This is a genomic window from Methylomonas koyamae, from assembly GCF_019669905.1.
In the GTDB taxonomy this organism is placed as follows: domain Bacteria; phylum Pseudomonadota; class Gammaproteobacteria; order Methylococcales; family Methylomonadaceae; genus Methylomonas; species Methylomonas koyamae.
This window is the reverse complement of record NZ_AP019777.1, coordinates 2,586,634-2,600,966: the sequence shown is the minus strand read 5'-3', so window position 1 is coordinate 2,600,966 and position 14,333 is coordinate 2,586,634. Positions and strand designations below refer to the sequence as shown.

The window sequence follows — 14,333 nt, the reverse complement described above, 5'->3', positions numbered from 1 at the left end:
AAAATACCCTCCGCGAGTACTGCGTTCGGAGGGTACATAGAGGAGGACTATTAAGAAGCGAGTGCGCTTCCCTGACCGATTTGGCCGTCGGCGGATCCGGACAGTTCCTGCTGTTCCGCGGCGGCTTCAAGGCTGGCTTCAGGCTCAGGTTCCGGCGGCGCTATCATCCGGCCCTGCATCAATTCGTCGATTTGGAATTTATCGATGGTTTCCCAATCCATCAGGGCTTGCGCCATGTTGTGCAAGATCTCGATATTTTCTTTCAGGATGTTTTCCGCGCGGCTGTAGTTGGCATCAATGACATGCCGGATCTCTTCATCAATGGTTTGCGCCATTTTTTCCGACATCGGTTTGGCTTGCGGCCCCATGTAGCCGCCCTCGCTGTCGCCGTAATCCATCGGACCCAGCCGCTCGGACAAACCCCATTTGGTGACCATGTTGCGAGCTAGTTGAGTGGCGCGCATGATGTCGTTGGAGGCGCCGGTGGTGACTTTGTTCTTGCCGTAGATCAGTTCCTCGGCAACCCGACCGCCGAACAAACTGGCGATTTGGCTTTCCAGTTTGTCCTTGCTGGCGCTGTATTGGTCGCGCTCCGGCAGGAACATCGTGATACCCAACGCGCCGCCGCGCGGCATGATGCTAACTTTGTAAACCGGGTCGTGCTCGGGCACCTTGCGGCCGACGATGGCATGGCCGGCTTCGTGGTAGGCCGTCATCAACAGGTCTTCCTTGGACATGATCATCGTGCGTTTTTCGGCGCCCATAATCATTTTGTCGCGCGCTTTGTCCAGGTCGTTCATCGTCACGACTTTCTTATTGTTACGTGCAGCGAACAGGGCGCCTTCGTTGATCAGATTGGCCAGCTCGGCACCGGAAAAGCCAGGGGTGCCGCGGGCGAGATCGTTCAAGTTGACGTCTTCGGCCAGCGGCACGCGGTCGCCGTGGACTTTGAGGATTTGCTCGCGGCCTTTGATATCAGGCAAGCCGACTTGCACTTGGCGGTCGAAACGGCCAGGCCGCAACAAGGCTTTATCCAAAATGTCGGAGCGGTTGGTGGCGGCGATGACGATAATCCCCTCGCTGCCGCTGAAGCCGTCCATTTCCACCAGCAACTGGTTCAGGGTTTGTTCGCGTTCCTCGTTGCCGCCGCCCATGCCGGCGCCGCCGCGTTGGCGGCCAACCGCGTCGATCTCGTCGATAAAGATGATGCAGGGTGCGCGTTTTTTGGCTTCGGTGAACATGTCCCGCACCCTGGCTGCACCGACACCGACGAACATTTCGACGAAGTCTGAACCTGAGATGGAGAAGAATGGTACGCCTGCCTCGCCGGCTATGGCTTTGGCCAGCAGGGTTTTACCGGTACCCGGCGGTCCGACCATCAACACGCCGCGCGGAATCTTGCCACCCAAGGCTTCGTATTTGCCGGGATCGCGCAGGAAGTCCACCATCTCCACCACGTCGTGCTTGGCTTCTTCGCAGCCGGCAACGTCGCTGAAGCGAATTTTGATTTGGTCTTCGGCCATCAACTTGGCTCGGCTTTTACCGAAGCCCATTTGGCCGTCGCGGCCACCCATGGCTGCGGCCTGCTTACGCATGAAGTAAACCAGCACGGCGATCAGCAATAGGGTAGGGGCCCAGGAGATGAAGATTTGCATCAAGGTCGACGGTTGTTGCGGTTTTTCGACTTTGATTTTGACGCCGTATTCCAGCAACTCGTCGATCATCCGAGAGTCGTTGGGGTTGTAGGTCGAGAAACGGGTGCCGTTCGGGCGGCGACCGTCGACGTAATTGCCGTCGATCACCACTTCCTCCACCGCCTTGTTGCGAACGTCTTCGATAAAGTCCGAATACGAAATCTCGTAATGCGGGTCGTATTGCGGCATGCTGCGGTTGAAGATAGCCGAAACTATCAATCCGACCGCAGCGACAATAGTCAGAACAATGAAATACTTTTTCATGGGTTGGCTCCGGCCTTATTTTTCGCTGGAAAAATACTTGAAGAAGTCCGAGTTCGGTTTCAACACCAGGGTATCCTGAGTTTTTTCGAACGAAGTTTGATAAGCCTGCAAGCTGCGGTAAAAGGCGTAAAACTCCGGATTCTTGCCGAAACTTTTCGCATAAATCTCGGCCGACTGGGCGTCGCCGCGGCCGCGGATGTTCTCGGCGTCGCGCTGGGCGTTGGCCACGATTACGTGTTTCTGCTTGTCCGCTTCGGCGCTGATTTGCTCTGCGCTTTCCGCGCCTTGCGAACGGAATTCGCGGGCAACGCGTTCCCGTTCCGCGCGCATGCGCTGGAATACCGAGCTACTGACTTCCTGCGGCAGATCGATGCGTTTGATGCGGATATCGATCAGCTCGATGCCGAATTTCTGGGCGGTCGGCGACAGCTTGGCCAGCAGCGTCTCGCGCAGTTCGTTGCGGTCTTCCGAAATCAGTTGCTTGATCGTGCGCACGCCGAATTCGCTACGCATCGCGTCTTTCATGATTTGGTCGAGGCGCAGATTGGCTTGAAACTCGTCGCCGCCGACCGTGGTGTAAAAGAGGCCCACATCACCTATCCGCCATTTGGCGAACGAATCGACAATAACGTTCTTCTTTTCGGAGGTAAGAAAACGCTCGGACTTGGCGTCCAAGGTCAGCACGCGCGCATCAAACGTACTGACATTATTGATGATGGGGGCCTTAAAATGGAGTCCCGGTTTGTAGTCGGATTCGACCATTTCACCGAGTCGAAACAGGATGGCTTTTTCGTGTTCTTTCACGTAAAAAACCGACATGTAACCGAGTACCAGCAGGGATAAACCGGCCGGAATCAAAATTTGGGTTCTGCTGCTCATTGTTTGCTCCTGCTTGGGCGCAATTCGTTGCCGGAGGTTTTACGCATGCCGTTTTTGTCGGCGTTGTGCGGTTCGACCGTCGGTTCCGCGTCATTGCTGGCGGCCGGGCTGCTGCCGTGTTGTTGAAAGGTCTGCGGCATAGGCATGTACAGCATCGGATTGGTCTGGTCCGCTTCCAGCATTACTTTGTTGGTGCTGCTATACAATTTTTCCTTGGCTTCCAGATACAGGCGTTTGCGGGTGATGGCCGGGCTCTTCTCGTATTCCACCAGCAACTGGTCGAAGCGTTCGGTTTCGCCTTTGGCTTTGGCGATTTTTTCCGCTTCGTAGGCTTCGGCTTCCTGGATAATCCGGGACGCGGCGCCGCGGGCTTTCGGAATCACTTCGTTGGCGTAGGCTTCGGCTTCGTTGATCAGGCGCTGCTTATCCTCGCGGGCGCGAATGGCGTCTTCGAAGGCACCTTGCACTTCCTCCGGCGGCTGAGCGTCTTGAAGGTTGACGCTGGCAATGCTGATGCCGGTTTTATATTCGTCCATGCCGGCCTGGATCTGCTCTTTGATCTCGGCGACGATCTGGCTGCGGCCCTCGGTCAGGACGAAGTCCATGCTGTTACGGCCGATCACGGCGCGCTCGACGCTCTCGGTTAGTTGTTTCAGCGTGTTTTCGTTGTTTTTGACGTTGAACAGGTAATCCCTGGCGTTGTTGATCTGGTACTGCACCGCCAGCCGCACGGCAATGATGTTCTCGTCGGCGGTCAGCATCAGCGATTCCTGCGGAATCAGCGACGATTTGTTGATGCGGCTGCTGTCGATGTAGCCGACTTCGATAAAGCGTTGTTGTTCGACGTTGACGATGGCGACGTTCTCGAACGGAACCGGAATGTGCCAGTTCGGACCGGGCATCGTAGTTTCGGAATAGGCGCCGAAGCGGGTGACGACGCCGCGGTTGCCTTGGTCCACGATATAGAAGCCGCTGGCCAGCCAGACTACGGCCAGAGTGCCTCCCACCGCAGAGGCAACCTTGCCGGCGGAAAACATGCTTTTGTGGTCGTTAAAAAAATCGCCGGTTTTTTCCGAAACCTGCTTCCAATACTTGTCGATCTCCAGCCTCCAATCCGGCTGCGGCGTCTGCTTACTGGTGTTGTGTTTTTCTGATGACATAATCACTCCTCTTGTAGTGTTAGCCTGACCTGGGTCATTGATTGTTATTGTTAGCCATCCTTGGGTTCGAGAAATAGCATAAGGTCAAAGCCGAACTGTTGTTTCAATTTTTTTAAGGCCTCGTTCTGGATTTGCCGCACTCTTTCTCGAGTAACATGCAGTTGGTCGGCAACGGCTTGCAAGGTCATTTCCGTGTGGTCGCGCAAACCGAAGCGCATCGCCAGAATCGCCGCTTGTTTTTCCGGTAACGACGCCACCGCTTTGTCGACGTATTGAGCGAGATCGTTGTCTATTAGTTCATCGAGAGGCAGACTGAACTGGTGCTGTTGCATTCTGGCCATCAGATCCAGGCCGTCGTCTTCGTCGCCGACGGCAGCGTCGAGGGAGTGTGTGGATTGGTAATAGCTGCTGATGGTTTTGATTTCTTGCTCGGTCAGATCGCAGCAGGCTTTGAGTTCCGCGATGCTGGGCCAGCGTTCGGTTTTTAGATAGCAGTTGCGCATGGCCTCGAACACCACCGAGGCTTTTTCGGCCAACGCCACCGGCAAGCGCACGATCTTTTCCTGTTTGACGATCAAGCGCGATATCGCCTGTTTGATCCAATAGATAGCGTAGGTCGAAAAGCAGATGCCTCGCTCCGCATCGAACCGGTCAACCGCTTTGATCAATCCGACCAGGCCTTCCTGCATCAGATCGTCGAAGCTAAGGTTGTTAGTTTTGTATTTATGGGCCACGAACGCTACCAAACCGGTATTGGCCGATATGGTTTGTTGGCGGATGTTTTTCAATTCCCGAATCGCCGCTTTCAGTTCGGCCTTGTAGTCGTCGTAGCCGCCTGTTTCCGTCGGCAGGCTTTTAACTATGTCGTTGGCTGTGTCGATCAGGAACACCGGCAGCAAATGCAAGCTGTACAACAACTGGTTGACTGTACGCCGGTGCGGGTTCAATAGTTGTACAATGTTTTGCGGTTGTACAACTTCTTGTGCCGCACCGATGATCGTCGCAGGAGCTTGTACAACGGTTTGCTGTTTGTACAACAAGTCGATCAAACGTTTGGCTTCGTCCGAATTTTTGGCAATCATCAGCTCGGAACAGTCGACGCCGCGCTGCAGTTCGTTTAATAAACGCTTGGCAAGCATAGGGCTAACCTCTTGATTATCAAGCAACAACCGGTTTAGGTGGCTGCGGGCCTGCTCCATGCGCACGCTCAGAGTGGCGGGCTCGGCATCTTCGATAGTAACTGTCTCGCTAGCAAAGGATAGTGCGGCTGTATTAGACATGATCGTTTCGCTCGTGGAATAAGTTGTTGGCAATTACGTTACTAGATTGTAGAATGTTTGTCAAAATAAATTATGTACAAAACGTGAACAATGTACTCAATTAAAGCCATTACATCGTTAACGGGTTTGACGCCGGAAACGTTAAGAGCCTGGGAGCGCCGTTACGCCTGCGTCACGCCGGCGCGCAACGACACCGGCAGGCGTTTCTATTCGCAGCAGGATCTGGACAAGTTGACGCTGCTGGTCAATCTGACCGGGCAGGGCCACTCTATCGGCAAGCTGGCCGGCTTGAGTTGGCAGCAACTCAACGACTTGCAAAACCAATCTGCCGCTCAGCAACGGCGTGAGCCGGCGCCGTTTCTGGAGCAAATCGCGGACGCCTTGCGCGAATATCGCATCGAACGTTGCGAGCAGTTGTTGAAGAAAGCGCTGCTGGTCAACGAGCCGTTGGACTACGCCCGCGACGTTTTGTTGCCGGCCATGCAAAAGGTCGGCAATTTGTGGCACCAAGGCAAAATCAATATCGCCCAGGAGCACATGTTCTCGTCCTGCGTGAAACGCATCGTGTTGAGCATGGTGAACAATTTGCACCGCCACTCGCGCAACAATCCGGCGATCATGTTGGCGACGCCCAGCGGCGAACCGCACGAATTCGGAATTTTGGTCAGTTGTTTGGTCGCCGCGGCACAGAACTACAATTGTTATTACCTCGGCGCGGATTTACCGGCGGAAGACATACTCGAAGCGGCGCGGCACTTGGCGCCGGAGTTGTTGGTGGTCGGCATGGTGAAAACGCCGCCGGAGGAAATAACTGTGGAACATTTGCACCGGCTGCTGACGGGCGCACAGCAAGGCAATTTAAAGGTGTGGCTGGGCGGAGCGGGGGCTTTGTATCTGAAAGGCGAGGGCGACCCGGCAATTGGTTCCGCCGAGGTCGTTACCGATATCGACCAATTCAACGCCAAAATCCGACAACAGCGGATTTCTCATTGAAGATCGGGAGTAGGGCGTTTTGAATAGAGCTGCTATCTAATTCTCTGGCAGAGCCGGGATGTTTCTCATAGTTGGTTATACGTTAGCCGGTGTGAGTGCAGGCGCACTAATAGGATAAGGTTATTTTAGGCTATGTTCGCGTTAATAGTTGAATGAGATCGAAGCCGTCATCCCGGCATGGATTGCCGGGATGACGGGAACAAGGATGTGTTGAACTTTGCCGTCCGTGGCTTCTGGGCCCCGGCAATACACTTGCGCCCTTTCGGTATGCCGGGGCGACGCCAACTACTAACGCGAACATAGCCTTATTTTAAATAGTTACTTGCTCCAGGAAAATGTTCAAGCACACAATAAGCCCAGCGTTTGTTCGGTATTATGTTTTTGTTAGTCAGATATTTGTTTCGTTTCCATGAAGAAAATGCCGGCGATTGATTGAGCCAGCGCCATATCGGTATGGTAAAGCCGGTTTTTGGCCGATTGACGATGCGATCATCGAGTTTAGCAGTAAGCGATTGGGGTAATATTTCTTTCTTGTTCCCGAGTTTCCCGGTCGCGGCCGAACCGACCAAGTTAGAGAGCAAAATATGGTCTACTAACGGTACGCGAATTTCCAGAGAGTGGGCCATTCCTATCCAGTCGGTATCGCGTAACAATTGGTTACGCATATATTTTTTTGATTCCAGAGCCACAATTTTGCCGAAATCGGATTGAATGTCGTCTACTGACTCAAATCTATTGATTTTCGTGAGTTGCGACAGGCCGATTTTTAATAAATCTCTATCGATGATATTTGGGAGCTCCCAAGGCATAAATAAACCTTTCTGAAGCTGATAGGCAGACGTGATATTGCTTGCCATGTTCAAACAATCAGAATTATTTGGATTTAATCCTTTAAAGCTTTTTGCGATAAAAGCGTGGATGTAAAAAAACAGGTTGTTAATAGTAGGGTTTGAATTGTAGGGTGATAGCTTGTTTATAATTTCTGGAATTGCTTCGAATGTATTATAGCCACCAAGCATTTCATCTCCGCCTAAACCAGAAAGCACGACCTTAAGCCCGTTTGATTTAGCCGCTTTGCTGACCAGCCAAGTATTGATACCATCGATAGTTGGTTGATCCATCGCGTCAAGAAACATTGCCAATTCGGTTTCGACATGGGACATACTCGAAGTGACCACTTGATGCTTTACGCCCAGTATCGAAGCGATTTCCTTAGCGACAGGCGCCTCGTCCAGCGACCTTCCGCTAAACTCTTCGAAAGCCAGCGTTATAGCGCTAACCGGTTCGGGGACAAGCTCTTGAGCCAGCCCGGTAATAGTTGCCGAATCGAGACCCGCTGACAAAAAAGAGCCTACTGGTACGTCCGCAACCATGTGCGCTTTGACAGAGTCTCTAATCGCCGCCTTAGCTAATTCCTTGGTTATATCCGCTGGTATAGCTGACGCGGCCGAATAAGAAGTATTTATGACAGTATTGATATTCCAATATTGATGAATACTTTGGCGGCCTAAGTAATCAATTTCAAGTACATGTCCTGCAGGCAATGCGTTTATATTTTCATATAACGTTAATGGCTCGGATACGCTGCCCCAGAGTAAAAAACTTACTAATGCAGCCGGGTTAATCGAACAATCGATTCCGCTTCCTGCTACAAGGGCTTTTACCTGCGAGGCGAATCGAAACACCCCGTCACTATTTGAGTAATAAACCGGTTTAATACCGTAAGGGTCGCGTGCGATTATCAGCTTTCTGTTACGGTTGTCCCATAGCGCAAATGCAAACATGCCGCGTAATTGATTAACCATTTCGATGCCGATATCTCGGTATAAATGAAGCAGCACTTCCGTATCGCTGTGGCTTCGAAAAGCAAACCCTTTCGACTCTAGGTTTCTTCTTAATTCGTTGTGGTTATATATTTCGCCGTTGAACGTGATGGACAACTGGCCATCCGCTGTATGCATGGGTTGAGCGCCCAATTCCGAGAGTTCGATTATCGCCAGGCGCCGATGTCCGAATCCAACCGATCCGCAGTCCGATAACCAAAGGCCGGCGCCGTCAGGCCCTCTGTTATACATTGAGTCGCGAGTTGCTATTATTTGTTCGATATCGATTTTCGGCGTTTCTACGCCATAGCGAAATATACCGTTTATGCCACACATTTTAATTTGTTAGATATTATATTCGGTTTTGAAGCGCGAGAGTTCCTGACGCACGACGTTTAAATAGCCGTGGCCGTGAAATTGATCAGGTTCTAAATAATTTCCTTCTGCCCATTCATTCCAGGCTTTTATGAATACAATTTGGTGCTCTGGTACATTGTCGCTGATTAGGGATAATCCCCGGCGTAGAACACGCCCAAATAATTCAGGGGTAGATCCGTGTAATACTAAACCGTTTTCGCCAGAACGAGGAGTATTATCCCAATTTGGGAGGACAGTTGGATAATCGGGAAAATTAGGCGGAGATTTACGTGTTAATTGTTCAATGGTATCCGCGTAATCGTAGACTGTAAGGGATGATTTTTTGCCGAGGAAAATACGGTTTAACAATCTCCTTAAACGATATCTTGGAGGAATGTGCCCATCTTTAGGCGGTAATGGTTGCCATGTCGAGGCATCCAAGCCAACGCTAATAGGATTCCAGTCCTGGCGGTGACGGTAGTTCACGCCGACCAGATACAATCCTGCCAGTCCGGCCTGTTTAGCGAGCTCACGCCAAAATAGAATGACATTCGGTAATTCCGGAATGTCCGTTGGACTGTAGATCAAGAATAATGGCTTATCATCAACAGTAATATATCGCCGATCCTTGAACGCTTTGAGTAGCCATTCAAAATGCAGTCTATGATCTTCCAAGCCGGGGTATGTTTGCTCAATTAGGGTGCGATCTGCCGTACCCTGCCAAATATTATTCCAACTGTGGTTAGCCCAACATAGGCAAAATGGAAAGTTCGGTTCACCGCTGGCTAGAATTTCGTTAACCGGTCGTTCCAGCATACGTCTGCCGTCGCCAAACCAATAGTGGTAGTAACAAAATCCTTCGATACCATATTCTCTGGCTAGTTCGGCCTGGGCGTGGCGCGCCTCGGGTAAGCGGAGGTCGTAAAATCCCAGATCGGCCGGTACGTGAGGCTGGTAGTGGTCGGGATACAGCGGCTTGGCCTTGGCAACGTTGGTCCATTCTGTAAAACCCTTGCCCCACCACTCATCGTTCTCCGGAGTGGGATGAAATTGCGGCAAATGAAATGCGATAAGGCGGGGACTTGTCTTCATAAAGTTTCAATCAGAGTTAAATTTTGCAAGTATGGTTTGCCACGCCGATACGATTTCCTTTTCCTCAATTTCCAACGAATAGGTATTGCGAATAAATTCAGCTGCTAGGCGTCCTTTTTCCAACATCTTTTCGGGATGCTGCTGGTAGTTTTTTATGACAAATTCGACTGTTTTGGCAAAATCTATAATATCGCCTTGTTCGATGGGATAAGAAAATTTCGGATCGAAAAATTCCCTGCCGCCTCCACCATGGAATCCTATCACTATACAACCAGATGCCATGGCCTCTGCAGCAGGTAGACCAAATCCCTCGGGATAACCGAAGCTTAGAAAGATGGCCGAATCGCGGAAGGTTTTTGCAACCTCGGTTTGAGGTAAATTAATAAATGGCACGATATCAAAGTCCTCGAGAGCTCCTCGAAATTTAAGAATATTGATGACTTGCATCGCGTCTTGCTGATTCTTTATGCGGGAGAAACAAAGTTGCTTTTTCTTTTCGGCTTGGAAATAAAATATATTAGGATCGATTGAAAGTCTAAAACGGTGTAGTGTTAGGTCGGGAAAAACGTGTTTCAAATAGTCTTCGCCATTTTTTGAATTGACTAGGGTAGCGATCGTATCGGGATCGTGATAAGGGGTTATCAGGCGTTTTTTATTTAGCGAATAACCATTGAAGGTTAGGTAGCATCCTTGGTTTAAAATGACTTTTTTAATACCTTTACCATATTCCCATGCCAAGTCTGGACCATAGAGTTCTGGGATTACGAGAATGTCGTTTGCGCCAATAGTAGCTTGTTTGCCGCCTTTTATGTGTAGCTCTACAACTTGGTCGGGGTAAAAACGGCGTTTAAGCTTGCCACGAATGCGCTCAATTGGAGAGTTGCGCCAATAGACAATCGAAGTTTCATTTTCAAACCAACTCACCCGAAATCCAGGATTGTTATGAACCACATACGCCGCAATTCCGTTACGATTTAATATGTCGACATGTTGATAAATAACTCGTATGCCTCCCGCAGGAGTATCGTGTTCAGGGCAAAGATAGTAAATAGTCACGAAGTTAGCTCAATTTCGGTGGATAGCGTTTGCAGAGCCGTAGCTGGCATTGGCGGTTGAGACGGTTATGCCGCCCCATCCGAATTAGTCTGTTTGATACGCCACAGAATATGTTTGTCAAGAATGTCTGCGCATCTTCTTTTAAAACCGGGCAACCCGAAATAATTGAATTGCGCTTCGGCCGCTCTTAATGCCGCGGTATCGGTCAGTTTGCTTTTTTGTCTGCGCGATAAAAAAGCTCTTTCCTCCAGAATTGCCTTCAAGTCGCTCATGAACGTAATTTGCTCGGATGCGGCGTGATAGGCCTTGGCGTCGCTGGTCGCTTGGCTTCCGATTTTTTTGCGTAATTCGGGGTTCGAGGCTAATTGCTGCATCCAGTCGGCGGCTTCGTCGATATGTGGCTCTGCCCACAGCGCGCGTTTTCCAAGTTGGTCTGGGCCGTTGGCTGCCATGCCGGAATACGGCACCAAATCGAACCCGACCAGACACGAATTCGTATGCCGCATAAACGACATGTTGCCCGACCACCCGGTTGCGATCACTGGCTTGCCTAGCGCCATGCATTCCAATGGCCCAAGTCCCAATCCTTCCGCGCGGTGCATAGAGACGAATATGTCGCAGCTAGCGTAAAGACTTAGCACGTCCGGATAGCTCAGCGATTTGGCGATAAAGTGAACTCGGGGGTTGCCGACACATCGCGTTTTCAATTCTTTTACCAAGCGCATAGGATCGCAACCCGGCGTGGTTACTTCTGCGTTATTCAACTTTACGACGAGGTGGGGTGCGCCAGCATCGTCCGAAATGCCGGGGAAGGCTTGCAAAAAAGCATCTACCGCGCCGAACGGGTTTTTGCGAGCGGGATCGTGGTGGGGATCGAAACTCGAGACAAACAGAAGCTTGTCTCTAGGCAAGCCAAACTTATCTCGGTCTGCACGAATTCCCTCAGGTAGAAATAAAGGGTGAATACAATCCAGTGTCAACACGTCGGAAAGGTTGGTATCAAACACATGTTTAACGAAGTGCGATCCGGCCAGTACAACGTCGAATAAACGCAGCGCTTCGCGATAGCGTCGAGGTAGCACTGTTTCTTCGCACCAGATCAACCCTACGTTAAGGCGGTTGCCGTCGAACAGTCCTGTCGGAGGGTGCAGAAACAACCCAGGCAATTGACCCATCGACAAAAAGAACAAATTGATCGAGTACGGTAGTTGCTGCGGATCGTTGACGGTAAGCGCTTGGTATTCTTGCTCGCGGGCATTAGGCGCGCGCTTATAGTCGATGTCGAAAATGGCTACCGGTATTTGCCGGTTTAAAAACAATTTTATAAAGTGCCTGGCGGTTATGCCAAGGCTTACGTTGCTACTGACGTAGCCGACAACGTTAATGCCGAAATTACCGTTCATCTGCATCAATGGGATTTATTGAATCGCCATAAAACATAACGATTCAGTGCATGGTAAAACCTGCTGCACAGAACGCGGCCCTTTAGCTTCAACCAAGGAACTGGGGTTTGTTCGATATGCTGGAAAACTTCGTTTATTTTTATCTTTACCACCGCTTCCGAAAAATTCTGTTCCAGAAAGTTTCTACCGGAGATACCTATTTCGGCATGCCGCACGGGATCGTTGAGCAAACCTAAGACATGATCGGCAAATTCCCGGGGCGTGTCGCCGATCAAAATCTGTTTACCGGGGGTTAAGCCGAAGCCCTCCAGACCGATCGAAGTGGTTACGACTGGGAGGCCGTAAGACAGCGCTTCGCCAATTTTGCCCTTTACCCCGCTGCCGTAACGCAATGGCGCTACCGAAATGTAAGACTCCGTCAAGTACGGATGCATGGACGGCACGTGGCCCAAAATTTCAATCGGTCCGCCGTGAAGATTTTTAACCGCTTCCGGGTAGCCTTCGCCGATTACTTTAAAACGAACCTGGGGTGCTTTTTCCAATATTAACGGCAATATCTCGTTGGCGAAATACAACACTGCATCACTGTTGGGTTCATACTGACCCCAGCCGACAAACATCAACACGTTTTTATCTCGCGCTGCGGTAGGAATATATTCCCCCATAGGATGAATATTTGGAATGATAGCGAGTTTACTATCGGGAAGATCCGGTACTAATAACTGGCGTTCCTGTTCCGATACCACAATTATGAAATCAGCTTGGTGATAGGTGGCAATTTCCTCCTCTTTAACTTTATTGGCGAATTCAATATCGCTTTGTTGGTTAGTCAATCTGGCACGAGACATATACCTGCCGAACTGAACATCCACCGAGTCTATTATCAATTTGGCGGTTGGTGCCCAGTATCGTACAGCTTGAATATTCTTTTGCGACGCTTGCACATAGATAATGAATATTACGGCGTCGTAGGTGTCGGTTTTCAGAGCTGGTACTAGTCCGAGATCGCATGTCTGAACGCCTTGAGACACTAAAGTTTGTCGATAAAGCGTAACCGCCGATTCGCCCAATTCGTTGACCATGTAAGGCACGTCCAACGGGCAAAGAGACACTTGATGAGATTCGGCCAATATCTGAACCAAGCGCGAAAACCTGAGTTCATATGAGGAACGATCGAAGGCTGGGTAGGAGTCTGAGACTATAAGGACTTTCATTTAAAAAGCAGTTATTTAGAAATTATTTTGATGATCTTTAGCTTAGCAGAATCCTCGCAATATGTTGTCATCTATCTGCTATTCTTCTGATGTCTGTGCAAAAGTTTTTCAATGTTCGATTAAAAGATCGGAATTTCGTTTTATTGTTGTAATATTATGTGAATTTTACGGATTCCAGAATTAGTTGCTTTGCTATGCCTGCTTTTAAAAAGAAAGCACACTTTTCAGGAAGCTTAATTGACTTATAGTGCCAATATGCTTTTCGGGGCGTGAAAAAACCGCCTGTTGCATGGCGAGCCAAATCCCAACAAAGAATTGTTCCTTTCTTTAAAAGTACTGATTTAGATTCCGGAGCTACCAGTTGATTAAAAATAACCGATGAAATCCCTTGCCAATAGAATCGACTTATAATCCAGTCCTCAGAGGTGCGTTCGGTAGGGATTTGATGAAACAATATGGCGTTTGGATTGTAAATAACTTTCAAATTAGCTTGTTTGGCGCGCCAAAAAAATTCGCACTCTTCATTGGATAATAGATTTTTCTTTTTTCTTCCTAGGCTAGAATTAAATAGTCCTATTTTATCAAATACAGTGCGGCGAAAAGCCATGTTTAACCCAAATGGATACTCTGGGTAAATCATCCATTTTATTTTGTCACCAGAATTAGTTGAGCCATAAAGTGATAAAAAGTCGTCAACAATCCAAGGTGGTCTTCCTAACTCGAAGCTAGGTAAAGACTTGCCACCCATGCAAGATGCATCCGGAAAATCATCGAAGATATGCTTCACTTCTGAGAGCCACATGCGATCAAAATGAACATCGTCATCTGCAAATGCTATGATATTTCCTTTCGAAATTTTTACGCCTGTATTTCTGGCTACAGATAAACCTTGTTTCTGCTCAAAATGGTATTGAATGTTGGGGTCTATATCGCAATATGACATGCATACATTTTTTGTCATATCTGTTGAGTTATTGTCTATGATTAATAATTCATAACGTACGTTTTTCTTGCTGGTATTTATAAAACTCTTTAAGGTATCATCTAGTATGTTAGCTCGGTTGTAAGTGCAGATTATGACACTAATATCAGTCTGAATGAGGTCTGGTTTTAGCATG

Annotated in this window: 11 protein-coding genes; 1 reads left to right on the top strand and 10 read right to left on the bottom strand. The window is 49.4% G+C overall.

The features are described 5' to 3' along the window. Window positions 1-50 precede the first annotated feature (50 nt). Genes ftsH through MKFW12EY_RS11665 form a run of 4 tightly spaced genes read right to left on the bottom strand, consistent with a single transcriptional unit; the run spans window position 51 to window position 5,277 of the window. Window positions 51-1,958 carry an ATP-dependent zinc metalloprotease FtsH gene (gene ftsH / locus MKFW12EY_RS11680; protein ID WP_221053042.1) on the bottom strand — a complete coding sequence of 636 codons (1,908 nt, stop codon included), beginning with the start codon at window positions 1,956-1,958 and terminating at the stop codon, window positions 51-53. Between the two features lie 15 nt (window positions 1,959-1,973). Next, on the bottom strand, window positions 1,974-2,837 hold the full coding sequence (gene hflC / locus MKFW12EY_RS11675; protein WP_054758834.1) for a protease modulator HflC: 864 nt from the start codon (window positions 2,835-2,837) through the stop codon (window positions 1,974-1,976). Further along, window positions 2,834-3,997, bottom strand: coding sequence for an FtsH protease activity modulator HflK (hflK, locus tag MKFW12EY_RS11670; protein WP_221053041.1), 1,164 nt, complete (start codon window positions 3,995-3,997; stop codon window positions 2,834-2,836). Before hflK ends, hflC begins: the two co-directional genes overlap by 4 nt. 50 nt (window positions 3,998-4,047) lie before the next feature. After that, on the bottom strand, window positions 4,048-5,277 hold the full coding sequence (locus MKFW12EY_RS11665) for a sigma-70 family RNA polymerase sigma factor (RefSeq protein ID WP_221053040.1): 1,230 nt from the start codon (window positions 5,275-5,277) through the stop codon (window positions 4,048-4,050). 90 nt (window positions 5,278-5,367) lie between these two features. Between MKFW12EY_RS11665 and MKFW12EY_RS11660 the strand changes: the two genes are divergently transcribed. Then, window positions 5,368-6,270, top strand: coding sequence for a MerR family transcriptional regulator (locus MKFW12EY_RS11660; RefSeq protein WP_054758826.1), 903 nt, complete (start codon window positions 5,368-5,370; stop codon window positions 6,268-6,270). 305 nt (window positions 6,271-6,575) lie between these two features. On the opposite strand, the gene asnB is transcribed toward MKFW12EY_RS11660, so the two are convergent. The 6 genes from asnB to MKFW12EY_RS11630 all read right to left on the bottom strand — a co-directional run bounded on the left by asnB (window position 6,576) and on the right by MKFW12EY_RS11630 (window position 14,332). Further along, a complete protein-coding gene (gene asnB, locus MKFW12EY_RS11655) occupies window positions 6,576-8,429 on the bottom strand; it encodes an asparagine synthase (glutamine-hydrolyzing) (RefSeq protein ID WP_221053039.1) in 1,854 nt (617 codons plus the stop codon). 9 nt (window positions 8,430-8,438) lie between these two features. Continuing rightward, window positions 8,439-9,542 carry a glycosyltransferase WbsX family protein gene (locus tag MKFW12EY_RS11650; protein ID WP_054758820.1) on the bottom strand — a complete coding sequence of 368 codons (1,104 nt, stop codon included), beginning with the start codon at window positions 9,540-9,542 and terminating at the stop codon, window positions 8,439-8,441. A 6-nt stretch (window positions 9,543-9,548) separates the two neighbouring features. Next, a complete protein-coding gene (locus tag MKFW12EY_RS11645; RefSeq protein ID WP_054758814.1) occupies window positions 9,549-10,598 on the bottom strand; it encodes a glycosyltransferase in 1,050 nt (349 codons plus the stop codon). 65 nt (window positions 10,599-10,663) lie between these two features. Further along, window positions 10,664-12,001: a glycosyltransferase family 4 protein gene (locus tag MKFW12EY_RS11640; protein WP_221053038.1), complete on the bottom strand. Its 1,338-nt coding sequence runs from the start codon at window positions 11,999-12,001 to the stop codon at window positions 10,664-10,666. Window positions 12,002-12,006: 5 nt separating this feature from the next. Further along, the gene (locus MKFW12EY_RS11635) at window positions 12,007-13,083 is read right to left on the bottom strand and encodes a glycosyltransferase family 4 protein (protein ID WP_172680200.1); all 1,077 of its coding nucleotides are present in this window, start codon (window positions 13,081-13,083) and stop codon (window positions 12,007-12,009) included. A gap of 286 nt (window positions 13,084-13,369) precedes the next feature. Then, window positions 13,370-14,332: a glycosyltransferase family 2 protein gene (locus tag MKFW12EY_RS11630; protein WP_054758801.1), complete on the bottom strand. Its 963-nt coding sequence runs from the start codon at window positions 14,330-14,332 to the stop codon at window positions 13,370-13,372. Between the last annotated feature and the right edge of the window lies 1 nt (window position 14,333).